The 17265-nt window shown below is 66.1% G+C and carries 15 protein-coding genes and 1 riboswitch; of the genes, 6 read left to right on the top strand and 9 right to left on the bottom strand.

The features are described from left to right. Positions 1–52: 52 nt before the first annotated feature. Positions 53–2260 carry a PKD domain-containing protein gene (locus tag ACIP90_RS14745; protein ID WP_400580161.1) on the bottom strand — a complete coding sequence of 736 codons (2208 nt, stop codon included), beginning with the start codon at positions 2258–2260 and terminating at the stop codon, positions 53–55. Positions 2261–2449: 189 nt separating this feature from the next. Continuing rightward, complete coding sequence (locus tag ACIP90_RS14750; protein ID WP_400580162.1) at positions 2450–2752, bottom strand: DUF1905 domain-containing protein; 303 nt, start codon at positions 2750–2752, stop codon at positions 2450–2452. Positions 2753–2824: 72 nt separating this feature from the next. Between ACIP90_RS14750 and ACIP90_RS14755 the strand changes: the two genes are divergently transcribed. Then, the gene (locus ACIP90_RS14755; protein WP_400580163.1) at positions 2825–5416 is read left to right on the top strand and encodes an AMP-binding protein; all 2592 of its coding nucleotides are present in this window, start codon (positions 2825–2827) and stop codon (positions 5414–5416) included. A gap of 32 nt (positions 5417–5448) precedes the next feature. On the opposite strand, the gene ACIP90_RS14760 is transcribed toward ACIP90_RS14755, so the two are convergent. The 3 genes from ACIP90_RS14760 to ACIP90_RS14770 form a co-directional block, all read right to left on the bottom strand. Continuing rightward, complete coding sequence (locus ACIP90_RS14760; protein WP_400580164.1) at positions 5449–6102, bottom strand: aspartate/glutamate racemase family protein; 654 nt, start codon at positions 6100–6102, stop codon at positions 5449–5451. A gap of 135 nt (positions 6103–6237) precedes the next feature. Then, the gene (locus ACIP90_RS14765) at positions 6238–7473 is read right to left on the bottom strand and encodes a glutamate--cysteine ligase (RefSeq protein WP_400580165.1); all 1236 of its coding nucleotides are present in this window, start codon (positions 7471–7473) and stop codon (positions 6238–6240) included. A gap of 127 nt (positions 7474–7600) precedes the next feature. Beyond that, the gene (locus ACIP90_RS14770; RefSeq protein WP_400580166.1) at positions 7601–9124 is read right to left on the bottom strand and encodes a UDP-N-acetylglucosamine 1-carboxyvinyltransferase; all 1524 of its coding nucleotides are present in this window, start codon (positions 9122–9124) and stop codon (positions 7601–7603) included. 263 nt (positions 9125–9387) lie between these two features. Between ACIP90_RS14770 and ACIP90_RS14775 the strand changes: the two genes are divergently transcribed. Continuing rightward, positions 9388–10383 carry a hypothetical protein gene (locus tag ACIP90_RS14775; RefSeq protein WP_400580167.1) on the top strand — a complete coding sequence of 332 codons (996 nt, stop codon included), beginning with the start codon at positions 9388–9390 and terminating at the stop codon, positions 10381–10383. 37 nt (positions 10384–10420) lie between these two features. On the opposite strand, the gene ACIP90_RS14780 is transcribed toward ACIP90_RS14775, so the two are convergent. From ACIP90_RS14780 to ACIP90_RS14790, 3 genes are read right to left on the bottom strand one after another with little or no spacing between them, the layout of a single operon-like run. Beyond that, positions 10421–11224 (bottom strand): energy-coupling factor transporter transmembrane component T family protein, encoded by an 804-nt coding sequence (locus tag ACIP90_RS14780; RefSeq protein WP_400580168.1) that lies wholly within the window; start codon positions 11222–11224, stop codon positions 10421–10423. Continuing rightward, on the bottom strand, positions 11221–12885 hold the full coding sequence (locus ACIP90_RS14785) for an ABC transporter ATP-binding protein (protein WP_400580169.1): 1665 nt from the start codon (positions 12883–12885) through the stop codon (positions 11221–11223). The genes ACIP90_RS14780 and ACIP90_RS14785 overlap by 4 nt, the downstream gene beginning before the upstream one ends. Further along, the gene (locus tag ACIP90_RS14790) at positions 12885–13505 is read right to left on the bottom strand and encodes an ECF transporter S component (RefSeq protein WP_400580170.1); all 621 of its coding nucleotides are present in this window, start codon (positions 13503–13505) and stop codon (positions 12885–12887) included. Before ACIP90_RS14790 ends, ACIP90_RS14785 begins: the two co-directional genes overlap by 1 nt. A gap of 70 nt (positions 13506–13575) precedes the next feature. Next, positions 13576–13717, bottom strand: a riboswitch (TPP riboswitch). 138 nt (positions 13718–13855) lie between these two features. Here ACIP90_RS14790 and ACIP90_RS14795 point away from each other — a divergent pair. The 4 genes from ACIP90_RS14795 (at position 13856) to ACIP90_RS14810 (ending at position 16413) form a co-directional block, all read left to right on the top strand. Further along, positions 13856–14407: a heme-degrading domain-containing protein gene (locus ACIP90_RS14795; protein WP_400580171.1), complete on the top strand. Its 552-nt coding sequence runs from the start codon at positions 13856–13858 to the stop codon at positions 14405–14407. Positions 14408–14443: 36 nt separating this feature from the next. After that, positions 14444–14707: a DUF4235 domain-containing protein gene (locus ACIP90_RS14800; protein WP_400580172.1), complete on the top strand. Its 264-nt coding sequence runs from the start codon at positions 14444–14446 to the stop codon at positions 14705–14707. A 126-nt stretch (positions 14708–14833) separates the two neighbouring features. After that, positions 14834–14998 (top strand): hypothetical protein, encoded by a 165-nt coding sequence (locus ACIP90_RS14805; protein ID WP_400580173.1) that lies wholly within the window; start codon positions 14834–14836, stop codon positions 14996–14998. A gap of 182 nt (positions 14999–15180) precedes the next feature. Next, complete coding sequence (locus tag ACIP90_RS14810; protein WP_400580205.1) at positions 15181–16413, top strand: TerC family protein; 1233 nt, start codon at positions 15181–15183, stop codon at positions 16411–16413. Positions 16414–16437: 24 nt separating this feature from the next. Here the strand turns inward: ACIP90_RS14810 and ACIP90_RS14815 are convergent, their stop codons facing one another. Then, the gene (locus ACIP90_RS14815; RefSeq protein ID WP_400580174.1) at positions 16438–17256 is read right to left on the bottom strand and encodes a universal stress protein; all 819 of its coding nucleotides are present in this window, start codon (positions 17254–17256) and stop codon (positions 16438–16440) included. Positions 17257–17265: the final 9 nt, after the last annotated feature.

The following is a 17265-nucleotide window of genomic DNA, read 5'->3' on the forward strand; positions in this document are numbered from 1 at the left end:
AAGGACTGCCGGTTGGGCTGTCCCGGTCCGGTCCCATGGTCCGGTCCCGTGGTCAGGCTGCCGGCCTCAGGGCAGTCCGCCACGCTCCGGCCGCCTTGGCCGCGCTGAACGTCCAGGTCGCGGTGCCGCTGGCGCCCGCCGTAGCCTGCGCCCGGTCCGCCTGCTCGGCGATCTGGCCGTTGGCGGCCTCCCACCGCTCCGTCCACCCAGTGGGCGCAGTCGCACCCGGCGTTGCAGTGTCGAAGCCGACGCCGCCAATCAACCGGGCACCGTTCCTGGAGGTCGTGACGCTGGGGACCGTGATGCTCGTGGCGGTGTACGTCGCGTTGACCGCCGTGGCCACCGCGCTGTCCAGGGGCGTTGTATTGCTGACGCCGTCGTAGGCTGTAATGCCGCCGCCCCACTTCACGGCCTTGCTCACCGTCCAGGTGTAGGTTGCCGGATCCGCCGACCCCACGACGCGGTAGTAGGCGAACACTCGTGCGCCGGATGTGGTGGTGCTGTTGATGCCCAGCCCGTTTACGATGGCGGTCCAGCCGGCCGGCACGGCCACCGTGGGGTTCAGGTCGGTGGTAAACGAGGCGACCAGGACATCCCCGGCCGTTCGGCCTTCCGGCGCGGCCAGGGCGACCGTGCTGGTTGCCGTTGTGGCGTTGGCCGTGGTTGAGCTGCGGACGGAGATCCCCGGGCTGGTACCGCCGGACGGGTTGACCGTGATCGTCCTGGTGGTCGACGACGAGCCTGCCGCGTTCGTGGCCGTCAGCCGTGCCGTATAGGTGCCGGATGCACTGTAGGTGTGTGACGGGTTCCGCGTGGTTGAGGTACTGCCGTCACCGAAATTCCAGGCCCAAGACGTCGGCAACCCCACGGACGTATCGGTGAAGCTCACTGTCAGGGGAACCGTGCCCGAGGTCGGCGTGGCGGTGAAGGATGCTGTCGGGGCAGCCGGATCCGGATTCCCGGAGCCGAGGCTGCGGTCGGAGAACCAGTAGCGCTTGGTGACGTTGTTGCTGGCCATCACGACGATCCCGGTGGCGGCGTTCACGCTCTGCTTGGTGCTGGTCACGTCGTTCATGTTGGCAGACGCTCCATCTTCGATGACCGGCGTGCCCCGGCCGGCCCCGAAGATGGGGTTGTCCATCGATGCGGTTTTTTCGTAGATGCTGCCGGCGACGCCGGAGAACGGGCAGCCGCTGACCGAGGTGGAGGGTGCGGTGTGAAAGGCGCGGATCAGGTTGTTGGCGGTGTCGAGCATGATCTGCGGACGGGAGACGCAGTCCCCGGTCCTGGCGATGGTCGTCTGGCTGAAGGATCCTGTGGCGGGCTTGAACACAACCAGCACCAGCTGGGCCAGGTTCGGATCGTTCGAACCGTCGTTGAGGCTGGTTTTCACTGCCGCATAGACGCGGCCGGAAGGGTCAGCCTGCAGCGCCTTGATGTTCAGGTGGTCATCGACCTTCTTGTTGCCTTTGATGGCTTCCTTCACCTGCCATGATGACGCCGCCCTCGCGCTTTCGCCGTCGTCGTGGGTGGCCCACCATGCGGTTCCAGTCGCCTGGTCGGTCCACATGATCCCGATTTCATCACCGTCGAACGCGACGATGGCGGACAGGTCATCGGGCGTCGGCCTTGGATCCGCCGCCCCGGGAACCACGAACGGCGCCCCCCAGCTCGTCCCGCCGGGGGCGGAGTTGTTGACATAAACCGTGCTGGTTGTGCCGGAGACCTGGGTCCAGCTGGCCCAGACTGCACCCGTGGAATCCTTGGCGATGGTAAGCGACTCACTGCTGTTGTTCGAGATGGTGGTGGGAAACCCGGTGCTGCGCGTGTAGGTCCCGTTGGAGTAGCTGTACCTGTAAAGGCGGGCCGGCTGTCCGGCGGCTGAGGCACCTGCGGTCACCACGTTGGAGGCGATGTACAGGTGCGTGCCGTCCCACAAGGTGTCCGAGGATGTGCTGGCCCGGCTGTCGCTGCGCACTCCGGTGTCCACCCACGTATCTGTCCCCCGGTCCAGCCTGTAGATGCTCCAACCGCTGCCGGTCTTCCACATGTTTGCCCACCAGGAACCGTCGTTCCACCACAGTTTGCTCTGCGGTTTGTCCGCCGTCGGCGGGTTGAGTACGCCGGAGTAGGCGATGCTCGGCGTGCCCACGCTGGCCGCCTGGGCCCCGCTGGCGCCGACCACGAGGCCGCCCGCGGCGATGATGCAGGCGACGATGGGCAAGGCGAGCAGTTGGCTAAGCCAGCGGGATTTTTTCATCTTTTGGCGCCGTTTCTCTGGTGGGTGAATTGCCCCATCGTGCGCCGGTGCCGTCTTGAAAAACCTTGGAAAACCTTGGAGCGGGCCGGCGTGCCGGCCATAAGCCCATCCGGTTTGGGGGTTGTTTCCGCTCCCGAGCCGGTGCAGGCGTGGTCACGCGTATCCCGCAGGCGGCGTCACGCGGCCTCGTCAGGCATCCTCGACAGTGAGTCGGACCTCCACCTCGTCCCCGGCGCTGATGCGTGCCGCGGTTCGCACGGCCTTCTTCACGGGGAGCAGGTAGGACCCGGTCTGCGTGTCGGGGAAGAGGGAGGTCTGCCACGTCTGGCCACCGACGTCGGCGGTCACCCTGACCGAGCCGAACCCCCTGCGGAGCAGGGCCGTCGCCTCACGGATCTCCTCCGCCACGTCCACGGGCAGCGTGACGAAGTGCCAGCCCGCTTCCCCGGGGTAGAGCCATACTTCAGAGCGAAACGTGTACGACGTGGTCACGGTCCGAGTATGGCACTTGTCACAACAGTAATTGGATTTAATTAGGTAAGGCTCAGCTAATAAGATCACCGAATGACCACTCAGCTTGATTTCGCGCGGGTGTCCTTTGCCGCGGAACTGGCAAACTTTGGAGACAACCCCGCCATCCTCTCCGCCCATGGAACCCTGACATACCGGGAGCTGGCGGAACGCGTCGCCGCAATGGCCCGCCGACTCGGGCCAAGCCGCCGGCTGGTGGCCCTGTCGGCCGCTAACGACCTTGACTCGCTCGTGGCCTACCTGGCCGCCCTCGTGGCCGGCCACCCTCTTATCCTTCTGCCTGAAGACAAGCCCGCATCCCTCGAGTCGCTCGTGGCGGCCTACGATCCCGACGTCGTCCTGCGGCCCGGCGACGGAGGCACTGTCATGGAGGAGCGCCGGCCGGGCACGCGGCACGAGCTGCACTCCGATCTCGCCCTGCTGCTCAGCACGTCGGGCTCCACCGGCTCACCCAAGCTCGTGCGGCTCTCCCACCAGAACTTGCAAGCCAACGCCGAGTCCATCGCCGAATATCTCCGCATAGGCTCCGGGGACCGGGCGATGACCACACTTCCGATGTCGTACTGCTACGGGCTGTCGGTGATCAACAGCCATCTGCTCCGGGGCGCCGGGCTCGTCCTCACCGACTTGTCAGTGGTTGACCCCTGCTTTTGGGATCTGTTCCGCCGCCGGGGCGCAACCTCCTTCGCGGCGGTTCCGTACACGTTTGAACTCCTGGAACGGGTCGGTTTCGCCGACATGGCGCTGCCTGGCCTGCGCTACGTCACGCAGGCCGGCGGCCGCCTCGCCCCAGACAAGGTGCGCAGCTACGCCGAAGTAGGACGCCGGAACGGCTGGGACCTGTTCGTCATGTACGGCCAGACGGAGGCTACGGCCCGGATGGCGTACCTGCCGCCGGAACTGGCAGCCACCGTCCCCGGCGCGATAGGCATCCCGGTGCCCGGCGGTGATTTCCGGATCGACCCTGTCCCCGGGCTGGCGGACGGCGAGCTGGTGTACACCGGACCAAACGTCATGCTGGGCTACGCAGAAAGCCCCGGTGACCTGGCGGCGGGCCGGACCGTCAGTGAACTGCGGACCGGGGACCTGGCTCGGAAGCACCCCGCCGGAGTGTACGAGGTGGTGGGCAGGCGCAGCAGGTTCGTGAAGATCGTGGGGCTGCGCGTGGATCTGGGCCAGGTCGAGAGAATCCTGGCCGACCTCGGAGTCCAGGCCGCCAGCGCAGGAACGGACGAAGGACTCGTGGTCGCCGTCGAAGGCGACCACGACACCCGGTTACTGGGCAAAGTACTCGCGCAGGGGCTGGGGCTGCCGCGGACAGCGCTGGACGTGCACGCCGTCGAACACCTCCCCCGGCTGGGTACCGGCAAGCTGGACTATCCCGCGGTCCTGGCCCTCCGGAAGATAGAGGTGCCGGACCCGACGTCGGCGGCGGCAATAAACGACCCGGGCAACGTCAGGACGATCTTCGCCGAGACGCTGGAATGTTCCGAGATCGGCGACGACGACACGTTCGTAAGCCTCGGCGGAGATTCGCTTTCCTACGTGGCGGCGTCCGTGAGGCTCGAGCAGGCGCTGGGCCACCTTCCCGCGGACTGGCATGTCACGCCGGTCCACGATCTGGAGCCCCGTCCGCCCAGCGCTGCGGGCCGTGCGGCGGGACGGAACATCCGGCGGTTCTTCGCGCCGCTCGAAACCGGCATCGTCCTCAGGGCCGTCGCGATTGTGTGCATCGTCGGCACGCACGTCGGCCTCTTCAGCTGGCAAGGCATGGCGCACGTGCTTATGGCGGTGGCGGGCTATAACTTTGCCCGGTTTCAGGTTTCCGGCGACCGCCTGCCCCGTTTGCGGAGGCAGCTCACCAGCCTTGCCAGGGTGGTGGTTCCGAGCATGGCCTTCATCGCGGTCGCCTACCTCGTCACAGACCGCTACAGCCTCGCCAACATTCTGCTGCTCAACGCCGTCATCGGCCCGGAGGCAGTGACCACCCAGTGGCATTTCTGGTTCATCGAGATACTGGTGTACATCCTGGTGGCGATGACAGCCCTGCTGGCCATTCCCTGGGCAAGCCGGGCCGAACGGAGGTTTCCGCTGCTCTTCCCCCTGGCGCTGACCGGCGCCGGACTGCTCACGCGCTTTGAGCTTGTCGATCCCGGTATTCCGAACACTGCGCCTGCGCTGTGGCTCTTCGGCCTGGGCTGGGCCATCGCGCGGACCCGGAACCTGGGCCAGCGGTGCGCGGTGTCTGCCCTTGCAGTCCTGACCGTCCCCGGTTTCTTCGAGAATGCGACCCGCGAGGGGACGCTACTCGCCGGCATTTTGCTCCTGGTCTGGCTGCGGAGCATCCCGGTGCCAAGGGGCCTGCGCCGGCTGACCGTCGTGCTGGCCAGCGCCTCACTCTACGCATATCTGGTCCACTGGCTAGTCTATCCGCCGCTTGCCCCGGTCAGTCCGGCCTTGTCTGTTGCTGCCTCGCTGGCCGCCGGCGTGGCGTATTGGGCGCTGTCCGTACGGATGATGGCCATGCTGAGCCGCTGGCGGATCGCCCGCCGGGGCTCCTCCGCCGGAGCCGGCGCCGAGGTCCGGGCTCCGGCCGCAAAGCCAGCCGCAAAGCCAGCCGCATAGGCGGGCCATCCAGCAGGCCGCTCAGCCGTGCCTCAGGCCGCGTGCAGTTCCCGTGCCGCCACGGCTGAGATGAGCATGGAGCCAGCTGCCATGACGGGGTCCACCACCGGTATGCCCAGCCTGCGCCGCAGCACATCTGCCATGCCGATGCTGGTCAGCCCGGTGCTTGCCTCGACGATGACATCCGCCCCTGCATCAACCAGCATGTGGGCCGCGGAAAGAGAATCAAAAATGCCTGTCGGCATCAGGAACCCCTCGGGCGTCTCCACACTCTCAGGACCGTCGATCAGCAGCATGCGGTCGCCGAGGGCCGCGGAAATCGGACCCGGCACCGACTGCCTGAGCCCCAGCACGCCCACCCGCCCACCGAACGAGAGTGCGGCCGCAGCGGCCGCGGACCCTGCCCCGATCACGGGGATGCCCACCACGGAGCGCACTTCGGCCAAGCCGGGATCCGCAGCGCAGCTGACGATAAGGGCGTCAACGTCGCCGGCCATCTCGAGGGCCAAATCCACAACCTTCGGGACCGCCGCCCGCAGGGACTCCTCGTTGAAGACACCGGACGGCTGGCCCTGGATGCAACGCGACGTCACATCGAAGCCGAAGGATTCCTGCAGCAGCTTTCCATGTGAATTGAGCAGACGCCGGTCTGACGTCGTCAAAGCCCGGATGACACCTACACGCATGATTCGCGCCTCCCCCCAATGGTTCCTGCAGTTCCAGCGTAGCCAACCGATATTTCCTGCGGTTTACGGAAAAATGACCATCGGAAACACCGGCGGCCCGCCGCCCGGGCGGCGGGACCATGACGGAGGGGAGGATCAGGGCTGGCGGACGCGGAGCAGCTCGGGCGCGGGTTCGGTGCGGGGAGCGGAGTTGCCAGATGTTCCCCGGGTGGTGGCACGCACGGCGTGGGCAACGACGGCACCCAGACCGCCGTCGTCGGGCGCTGCTTTTGCAAGCACCGTCTGCCGCACGCTGCGCTGCTCCTCAGCCCCGGTGCCGCGTTCAAGGATGGTAGCGATGCCGTTTCGCACGAACTCGAGTTCTCCCTGCTCGGCCAGTACAGGTTCAAGGTAGTCCACCAGGGAGGCCACGACGTCCGCGGCCGGCGCCGGGCGGAAGCTGCCAAAGTCCAGCAGGTCGCCGCGGACGCCGAAATTGCTCGCCTGCCAGGACGCCATCCGCAACAGCACTGTGGGGACAGGCGCGGGCTCGACGCCTTCGCGCCACTCCCGCCCCGCCGATTCCACGAGTGCCCGGACCAGCACAGCGATGAGCGCGGCATCCTCTGCGTGGAGGCAGACGTCGGCAACCCTGACCTCCACCGTGGGATGGTTGCGGGACAGCCGGGCGTCGAAATACATCATGCCTTCGTCCAGCATGACGCCGGTCTCCAGCAGCCGGATCACCACCCGGCGGTAGGCAGGAAGGCTGCCGAAAATGCCCGACGGCCCGGCCGTCGGCCACCGGTTCCAGGCTTGGGTCCGGTAGCTCGCAAAACCGGTTTCCAGCCCGTTCCAGAAGGGCGAGTTGGCGCTGAGCGCCGTCAGCACCGCCATTTTGTCCCGGATCCGGTCCAGGATTCCCACGCCTTCCTCTTGGGATTCGATATAGGTGTGGACGTGGAATCCGCAGGTCAGCTGCTCCTGGGCGGTCAGGCCGAACCGTTCGAGCATGCGGGCGTACCGCGGATCCGGTGTGGTGTGGCTGGCAAGGGCGAGCGGCGACGTAGCCAGCGCGGCGACTCGGGCGCCCTGTTTGCGGGCTGCCTCATCCGCCATGGCCCGGCCGGCCCGGATCTGGCGGAGGAGTTCCACGTGGTCCAGGCACGGGCGCGTCTGGGTCTCGATCTGCTCAAGCTTGAGCTCAAAGCTCAGGCCCATCCCGCTGTCGTCGAACTCGGTTTCCCCGTGCTGCTCAAATAGACGCGGCTTGTCCGGAGCATCATCGGCGGCCAGCTTCCGGCCAGCCAGCAGCGCATCGGCGAGTGCCAGTGGCTCCCCGGTCTTCGGATCCACAATCAGCAGCTCTTCCTCGACCCCAAACGTCCGCATGCGTACATTGTCCGTCAGACCGGCGAAAACGTCCCGGACATGACGAAGCGCGAACTGGCAGGTGATGCCCTCAAATTCCTCGTTTGAGGGCGTTAACTGCCAGTTCGCGCTGTGTTGGCCCTGGGTTTCAGTCCTGGAAGTACTCGATGCTGGCGCCGATGGTATTAAGGCGCTCGGCCAGGTCCTCATAGCCGCGCTCGATGACGTAGATGTTGCGCAGCTCGGATACACCCCGGGCCGCGAGCATGGCCAGCAGGATGCAGGCGGCCGGGCGCAGGGCCGGCGGGCAGCCCACCTCCGCGGCGCGCCACCGGGTGGGGCCGTTCACGTAGATCCGGTGCGGATCCAGCAGCTGCACGCGTGCCCCGAGCTTGTTCAGCTCGGTGAGGTAGATGGCCCGGTTCTCGTAGACCCAGTCGTGGATCATGGTCTGGCCCTCGGCGTTGGCTGCGATAACCGCGAAAAACGGCAGGTTGTCGATGTTCAAGCCGGGGAACGGCATCGGATGGATCTTGTCCTCCGGCGCGCGCAGCTCCGAGGGCTTGGTGGTCACGTCCACCAGCCGCGTGCGCCCGTTGCGGGCCATGTACTCGCCGGACACCTCCAGTTGCTGGCCCATCTGCTCCAGCGTGGCCAGCTCGATCTCCATGAATTCGATGGGCACGCGGCGGATGGTCACCTCAGAGTCGGTGACGATGCCGGCGGTGATGAGGCTCATTGCCTCGATCGGGTCCTCTGAAGGGAAGTATTCGATGTCGACGTCGATGGACGGCAGTCCGGTGATCTTCAGGGTAGTGGTGCCTACGCCGTCGATCGTCACACCCAGCCGCTGCAAGTAGAAGCAGAGGTCCTGCACCATGTAGTTGGGGCTCGCGTTGCGGATGACCGTGGTGCCGCAGCGGTGGGCCGCCGCCATGATGGCGTTTTCGGTGACGGTGTCGCCGCGTTCGGTCAGAACGAAGGAGCGGTCGAGGCCGTCGGAGGCAGGTGCCTGCACCGTGTAGAAGCCCGCGGTGGCCTCCACCGAGAGTCCGAACTGGCGCAGCGCCTGCATGTGCGGCTCCACGGTCCGGGTGCCCAGGTCGCAGCCGCCCGCATAAGGCAGCCGGTATTCATCGGCCTCGTCCAGCAGCGGGCCCAGCAGCATGATTACGCTGCGTGTGCGGCGCGCGGCCTCGACGTCCATGGACTCCAGGTCCAGGTCTGCGGGCCGGCGGAGGCGGAGATCGTTGTCGTTGAGCCAGGTGCACTCGACGCCGATGCTGGTGAGCACCTCCACGATCCTGTTGACTTCCTCGATGCGGGCCAGGCGGCGTAGCGTGGTGGTGCCACGGTTGATTAGGCTGGCGCAAAGAAGCGCGACGCCGGCATTCTTGCTGGTATTCACGTCAACGGAGCCGGAGAGTGTCCGGCCGCCTTCCACGCGGAGGTGGGTCATCTGGGATTTGCCGAGCTGGACGATGCTCTGGCCGAATATCGCCTCCAGGCGCTGGATCATTTTGAGGCTCAGATTCTGCTTGCCCTGCTCCATTCTGGCCACCGCACTTTGGCTGGTTCCGAGTTCGGCCGCGAGCTGTTCCTGGGTCCAGCCTTTCTGCCCGCGGGCGTCGCGGAGCATCATGCCAACCTGTTCAGCAGTCTCTTGAGTCATACCTAAAAATATCACAAATGAGGTATTTCGGCGAAGAAGGGACGGCTTTCGGGCAGTAAAGGCCGCACCATACCCGGCTCATGCGATAAATTTCAGCCCTCGCGCTCAGTGGCGGCGGTGCCGGTCCTCCGGCCAGCCCGGTTGTTGGCGCCCGCCCTGCCCAACACTCTGCCCGGCTCGCGCGAGGGCCTTGACCGGGAAACGACGCGGGAGCAAGCTAGCAGCTAGCGGTTGCGGCCAAAAGTGAGGAATGGGAGGCCGCCGTGTCCATTTTCAGTTCCGGGGTGCTCGGCAATAAGCGCCCGACCAGGCAAAAGGCCACCGCCCTGCTGTCCTTCGTGGTTGCGACCGCAGTGGGATTCGTTCCCGGCCCCCGCCTGGATGACGGCTCGCCGCCGGCCCCCCAGTCCTCCGTGACCCGGCCGTCCCCTTCCTCCACCGGGCCGTCCCCAATTGCCGGCCCGTCTCCTGCGGCGACTCCCGGCCCCACCTCCTCAGTGTCGGCTCCACCCCCTGCCCCGACCACGCAGGCGAAGCCGAGTGCCCCTCCGGGCGGCAGCACAACGCTGCTGGGCAACGACGTGTCCTGGCCGCAATGCAACACGGCGCTCCCTGAAATCACCGCCTTCGCCATCGTCGGCGTCAACAACGGGCTGGCCAACACCACCAATCCCTGCCTGCACGAGCAACTGGAGTGGGCTGAGACCGCGCTGGGGGGGACTGCCCAGCCTTCGGTCGCCCTGTACGTCAACACCGCCAACCCCGGCCACGCTGGATCCTGGTGGCCGAACAGCAACGACTACGGCGGCAAGAGCGTGACCAACCCCCATGGCACATGCACTGGAGCGGAAGACGCCGCCTGCGCCTACATGTACGGCTATGCCAAGGCATTCGACGACGCGTATCTCCGCACCGTCGCGGACCCGGAGGACTACCTGTGGTGGCTCGACGTGGAGACCGAAAACACGTGGTCCGGCGACAAGAACGCCAACAGAGCAGTTCTCGAAGGCATGACGGACTTCTTCCACAGCATCGGCGCGGACGTGGGCATCTACTCCGCCAGCCTGCAGTGGTGGCAGATCGTCGGCGCCGTCAGCGAAGGCAGCAGCCTCTACAGCCTGCCCAGCTGGCTGGCCGGTGCCCACACCGCGGAGGGAGCCAAGATCAACTGCTCCCTTCCCCCGCTGACCTCCGGCGGTCAAGTCACGCTCACCCAGTTCGTCTCGAAGGGCTTCGACTACAACCACTCCTGCATCTAGGAACGCCACAAAACGGCGAGGAGCGGGGACAGAAGCCCTACGGCCCCTCCAGCCACACCATGTTCCACGTGCCGGCCCATACCGCGGCCACCACGGCGCCGGCCGCGATTGCCATTCCCCCGAGCAGCACCCAGATGTCCAGGCGGCTGTAGGTTGATTCGCGGGCCCAGGTCCTGTCAGCGCCGCCGAAGCCGCGCGCTTCCATAGTGACGGCGAGACGGGTCGCGCGGCGGATGGCCTGGACCAGCAGCCCGAAACTTTGTCCCAGGGTGGCGTGCAGCCGCTGCCACGGGGTGCCGCGGGATCCCACGCCGCGGGCTCGCCGGGCCATTCCGATGGTCTGCCACTCCTCCGCCATCAGTCCCACGAGCCGCATGGCAGCCAGCGTCCCCAGGACGAAGCGGTGCGGCAGGCGGGCCTTCTGCGCCAGCGCATCGGCGAGGTCGGTGGGGTCGGTACAGCTCATGAGCAGCACCGCCGGCAGCGCAATCGCCAGGCCTCGGAGCAGGAAACCCAGCCCCAACTCGAGGGAGCCTTCGCTCATGGACCAGATGCCGACGTCGAGCAGTATCCTTCCGCTGTCCGGCGCGAGGATTGAGGTGCTCCAGCCGCCGACGGCGGCCGCGACGATCAGTGGCCAGCCGCGCTGCCAGAGCAGCGTGAAGGTCAGCCCTGCCAGCGGGAACAACAGCAGTTCGCAGGCCAGCGCGACGGAGGCGGACATCCAGTCGATGGACAGCGCGAGCACCAGGGTGATGAGGAAAACGGCAACGAGTTTGGCCAGCGGGTTGGCGCGCGTCAGCAGGGCGCGGTTCCCGGCGATCGTCAGGGGGGCCCTCATGATGTCGCCGCCTTCGGTGTCCCGACGCCGGGCACACGGAGTTCCGGTGCGCCCAGTTTGAGCTCGGTGCCGCCCAGCACCTGGGTGAATTCCTGGTCGTGCGTCACGGAGACTACGGCGGTTCCGGCATCGAGCAGTTCGGAGAGGAAGGAGGCGAGTTCCGCCCAGGTGTTGGCGTCCTGGCCGAACGTCGGCTCGTCGAGGACCAGGACCTGCGGATGGGCCGCCAGGACGGTGGCCACCGAGAGCCGCCGCTTCTCCCCGCCCGAGAGCGTGTACGGGTTGGCGTCCACAAGACCCGTCAGGCGCAGCCTTTCGAGCAGTTCGTCCACCCGCTCTTCCCCGTGGCCCATGTGCCGCGGGCCAAACTGCAGCTCGTCCAAGACCCTGCCGGTGACGAACTGGTGCTCGGGTTCCTGGAAGACCGTGCCGATCCTGGCGATCAGCTGCTCGGCCCGCCATCTGTAGGGATCGATCCCCGTTCCTCGGCTCAGCTCCACGGTGGCCGACACCTTGCCCTCGACGGGAGGGATCAGGCCGGCGAGCGTCAGCGCGAATGTGGATTTACCGGCGCCATTGGCCCCCGTAATGGTCAAGGCTTCACCGGCGCGGACCTGCGCCGTGATGTCCCGCTGGATGGGCAGCGGAGGAACGGACTTGAAGCCGGGTCTCCGCGGACGCTCCCGGGAGACGCCCACGCCCTCGGCCGCCAGGAGCAGTTGGCCGGGCACGCGGCCCAGTTGGCCGGGCACCAGGTCAGACTGTCCGGAAACGGGTTCCGGCTGGCCCTCGCCGCCCGGGAAGCCGCCGTGCAACCGGCGCCGGGTGGACGGAACGTACCCCGGCACCCAGACCCCGGCGGCGATCAGCATCTCGCGGGCCTGCACCAGGACCTGGTCGGGGGCGCCGTCGATCAGCACGGCAGGTTGCGTGGCGGATCCCGGCTGCAGCACGATGATCCGGTCCACGAGGTCTTTCCACACCGCGACCCTGTGCTCCACCACCACCAGCGTCGCGCCGGTCTTGTCGAGGCAGCGGCCCACTGCGTCGCGGACTTCCAGGACGCCTGCCGGATCCAGGTTGGCGGTGGGTTCGTCCAGCAGGATGAGCCCGGGGCGCATCGCCAGGATGCCCGCCAGCGCGAGGCGCTGCTTCTGTCCCCCGGACAGGGCCGACGTCGGGTGGTCCAGCGGAAGGTGCGCGAGCCCGACGTCGTCCAGGGCCTCGTGCACGCGGCTCCAGATCGCGTCGCGGGGCACGGAGAGGTTTTCGGCGCCGAAGGCGACGTCGTCGCCGAGGCGGGAGAGGACCACCTGCGTTTCGGGGTCCTGCTGCATGAGCCCGGCGCGGCCTCGCTGGGCGCGCGGCGGTTCGCCGTCGATCAGGAGGCTGCCGCTTTCGTCCGCGTCGTCGCTGCCGGAGGGACCGCCGTCGTCCGCTGTGCTGCTGCCCGCCGTGGTGTCACCGAGCACGCCGGCGAGGGCGTGGAGCAGGGTGGACTTGCCGGCGCCTGAAGGCCCCAGGAGCAGCACCCGCTCCCCCGGGCGGATGTCCAGGTCAAGGGCGTTGACCGCGGGTTTCGTGCGGCCGGCGTGGCGCCAGCCCCAGCCGCGGGCGGTGACCGCGGCGGGGCGGACACCGCCGTCGTGGTGTCCGGGCATCAGTTGAAGACGGGCTCCGTGGCTGCCTTGCGGGACGCGAACGAGCTCAGCACGCCGGTCTTGGCGAGGCCGCGCGTAGCGATCCAGGACAGCGCACCGGCGATGATGGCGCCCGAGATGGCGGTGAAGATGACGTAGGCCAGCTTGTCTCCGGCCGCGTAGGCGATGTTCCAGCCCCACGGAGCGAAGGAATCGTTCAGGCCGCAGAACAGCCCCGCACCCGCGCCGGCCAGCAGCGAAACGGGCAGGTTGAACTTCTTGTACCGGAACGCTGCGAAGACGAGTTCCGCACCGAGGCCCTGCAGGAGGCCGGAAATCAGCACCGTGGTGCCGTACTGGGATCCCATGATTAGTTCACCGGTGGCGGCCACGGTTTCGCAGAACAGTGCCGCGCCGGGCTTGCGGATGATGAGCATGCCGAGCACCGCCGGGATCATCCAGCCGCCGGCGTAGAGGCCGGTGAGCGGCGGATAGACCGCGTTGATGGGAGCGGAGATGAGGTTGGCGCCCTGGGACCACGCCCAGAAAATCACGCCGCCGGCGACGGCGATCAGTGCCGCCACAACGATGTCGGCCACGCGCCAGTTGTAACCGGTCTTCTTGATTGCTGCAGTTGTCATGATGGTCCTCCTGAGGATCAGGAGGGGAAAGCGCTCCCCGGCTGCGGGCGGTGGGTTGCCTGCTGCCGGACACTCTGAGAACTCGACTCCCTTGCGCCGGTACTAGCCGGATCAGGTTCGAGGGTCTGCGGCTGTCCGCACTCTCAGCGCCCTTCCGCGGTTCCCTGGCAATGCCAGTGAGGTCCGACGGCGGCGCTCCCCTGTCGTAATAAATCTGCCCTTATGGGCTGATCCAGTTTACACCGGGACCGCCTTGACAGCCCGGCGCTTCAGTCACATTCCGGGAAGTACGGCGGCGTCCGCCAGAGGAGGGGAGGAGAGCCGTCATCGTACCGGAGTACATTGGGGCCATGACGCATGACGATTCCGGCAGCCGCGCCGTGCCCGCCTTCGACCCTGACTCTCCGGATGAGCAGCCGGCAGGCGCCTTGGAAGCCCTGATTGAGCGGATTGAGGGGGAAGTAGCCGAGCTGCAGTTGCCCAGGTTCAGCAAGGATGACGCCCTGACACTCGGCCTCCAGTTGGTGGAAATGGGCAAGCAAAGCAATCTCCCGATAGCCATCGACATCACAAAGGGGGACCAGGTCCTCTTCCACGTGGCGCTCGAGGGGGCCACGCCGGACAACGAGGGCTGGGTGCGGGCCAAGCAGCGGACGGCGGCCCGCTACGAGGAGCCGTCTTTGCTGGTGGGCCTGCGCGGCCGGCTTGGCGGAGGCCGGATCGAGGACAATGCGTGGTTCGACCAGTCAACCTACGCTGCCCACGGCGGGGCCTTCCCCGTGTACGTGCGCGGGGTGGGAGCTGTAGCAGTCGTCACCGTTTCCGGGCTGCCACAGATGGAGGACCACGACCTCGTGGTCCAGGCGCTGCGGGAAATCCACGGCTCCATACGGCTAGGCTAGGGAAAGACCAGTATTCATGACGCAGGGAGTCCCGGAATGAGTTTCTTCATCAAGTTGCTTGGCACTGGCATCAGCCTGCTTGCAGGGTACGCCGGCACCAAGGCCGTGGATACCATTTGGGAAAAGGTCACCGGGCGGAAGCCCCCCAAGGGCGACAAGGACGACGTCCCCACGACGCTGCGCACAGCCCTGACGTTCGCCCTCATTTCCGCGTCCGTGAGCGCGGTAATCCAGGTGCTGGCAAACCGCGGCACGCAGCGGGCCATCACCCGCTTCGCCAAGACCCAGGACATCGTCTAGCCCACACTGCGTTTGCTTCGCAAATTCTTGCCCAGTCTTGCCCGAACTCTGCATCCAACCGATGCAAACCTTGATCGTGGCCGCGCATCGTTGACTCAACAGACAACGAAAACCTCGACTGCGAAAGTGATGATGATCAAAGTGGCGACGAAGGCAGAAAAAGCGAACTACCGCTACAGCGACTTCTACTGCTTCATGTCGCTTGCTGACTTCACCACCTACATCTCACGTGATGATGGCGACGGAGATGGTTGCTTTTCAATCAGCGGCAGCAGCGAGCTTGCTCTCTAGGAAAGCTCGCTGCGGCCGCCGGCCCTGGTCCGTCAACTGTTCCTCTGTGGAACCAGGTCCAGCGGAGGGTACGCCGGGAGCGGCAATAGGGAGTAGCCTGACCGCAAGGCGGGAAGCGGTGCAGCTCCCGTACGCGCTGCATCGTCCTGCCGTGCCTTCATCGGCTACCGGGAGCAGGAATGATGGACGTTCCTCCACTGATATGGGTGCTGACCGTCGCGGGCATCGTTGCGCTGCTGGCCTTTGACTTCTTTGTCCACGTCCGCCGTGCCCACATTCCCACCCTGCAGGAAGCGGTCATCTGGTCATCCGTCTATGTGGGGATCGCACTCTGCTTCGGGTCCGGAATTTTCGCTTTCGGAGGGGCATCCCCCGGCGCAGAATATTTCGCCGGCTACCTGACCGAGAAGGCTTTGTCAGTGGACAACCTGTTTGTCTTCCTGGTGATCATGAACAGCTTTGGCGTGCCGCGCGAAGACCAGCAAAAAGTGCTGCTGTTCGGAATAGCGTTCGCCTTGGCCGCACGCACTGTCTTCATTCTTCTGGGGGCCGCGCTCATTAACACCTTCGCGTGGGTCTTTTACCTTTTCGCACTGATTCTGCTGATTACCGCAGGCAACATGCTTAGACCCGACCGCTCGGAGGAAAAGTCCGCCGACAACATCATGATCCGGATGACCCAACGGCTGTTTCACACCGCGGACTACTACGACCGCGACAAGCTGCTCACGTTGCAGGACGGCAAACAGACACTGACGCCGATGCTGCTCGTGATGGTGGCCATCGCCGGGACCGACATTCTCTTCGCGCTGGACTCGATCCCGGCCATTTTTGGCCTGACCGAGGACGTCTTCATCGTGTTCACGGCAAACGCGTTCGCGCTCCTGGGCCTTCGCCAGCTGTACTTCCTGATCGACGGCCTCCTGAACCGCCTCATTTTCCTCTCCTACGGCCTGGCGCTGATCCTGGGGTTCATCGGCGTGAAACTTTTGCTCCATGCCCTCCACGAAAACAACGTGCCGTTCATCAATGACGGCGACCCAGTACCGGTAGTCGAGTTCGATACAGCGCTCTCGCTCACAGTGATTATTGCCGTGCTGGGCCTCACAGTTCTCGCATCGCTGATCAGTCCCCGGGGGAAGGCTCAAGCGGTCGTGTCCGCTGCCCGCCGCGATGTCATCAACTACCTCGACCCTGATTACACGAATGATCTCGGGGAACGGAGCCGGATCTTCGCGAAGCTGGTCGCGGAAGAACAACAGATACGCAGGTTCGGCCCCAAACACCGGCGGCAGGCAAAAGACGAGAAGGAACTGATGGACCTGATAGCCCGGGCCCACCGACAACATGATGGGAAGGAGGGCCGCTCCGACGGTTCCGACGAGCGCGGCAGTTCCGACAAGGGCGGCGGTTGAGCCTTGGAGCCCTTGCTGCCTTTGCTACCTTGCGATCATGACGTTGCAATGTGCGTGGGTCAGAACGGTGGCCAGGGTTCCGGGATGGCCTTCACGCTTGGGCGCCCCCAACACCAGCAGTTCCGCATCAGTCCCCGCGTCGACCAGCGCAGCGGCCACGGAATGGCCGGAGAGAAGTTCCTCCGAAACGGCCAGGCCGGGATCGAGCCCCTGCACGTGGAGCATGGCATTACGCAGAACATCCCTGCCGTGAAACTGCGAGGGGGCATGGCGTCCCCAAGCCGGCATCGGCGGATCCACGTGAACGATCCGCAGCTTCGTCTGCAAGGTCTGTGCCACACTGACTGCCCGCTCCAGGACCTTGCTGCTCCTCAGATGCCCGTCCACGCAGGCGATCACCGGTTTTCCTTCCGCACGCTCGGCGCGGACCACCACTACAGGGCCGGGACACATGCCGGCCAGGCCGACGGACACCGAGCCCACAAGTTTTCCAAGGAAGCCGCCCAGCCCGCGGTTCCCGACCACCAGCAGGTCCGCAGCCGGGGATTCCTTGCGCAGGACATCCGCGGGCAGGCCGGCAACCATCCGCGGTTCTATGTGCAGATCGGGCGAGATGCCGCGGGCAAGCTCCACGCCTTCGGAAAGAATGGCCTCGGCTGCGTGCCGTAACCCGCTGTCGGCAACTCCCTTCACCGGCCCCACGTCGTGGGTGAACATGGGCCAAATCCACGCGTGTATGATCCGCAGGACGGCCTGCGATGCCATCGCGTACTCCGCGGCCCACCGCAGGGCCAGCTTGGACTGGTCCGAGCCGTCATAGCCAACTGCCACTGTCTTGCCCATTGTTACCGG

Source organism: Arthrobacter sp. NPDC093139 (genome assembly GCF_044754165.1).
GTDB lineage: Bacteria > Actinomycetota > Actinomycetes > Actinomycetales > Micrococcaceae > Arthrobacter.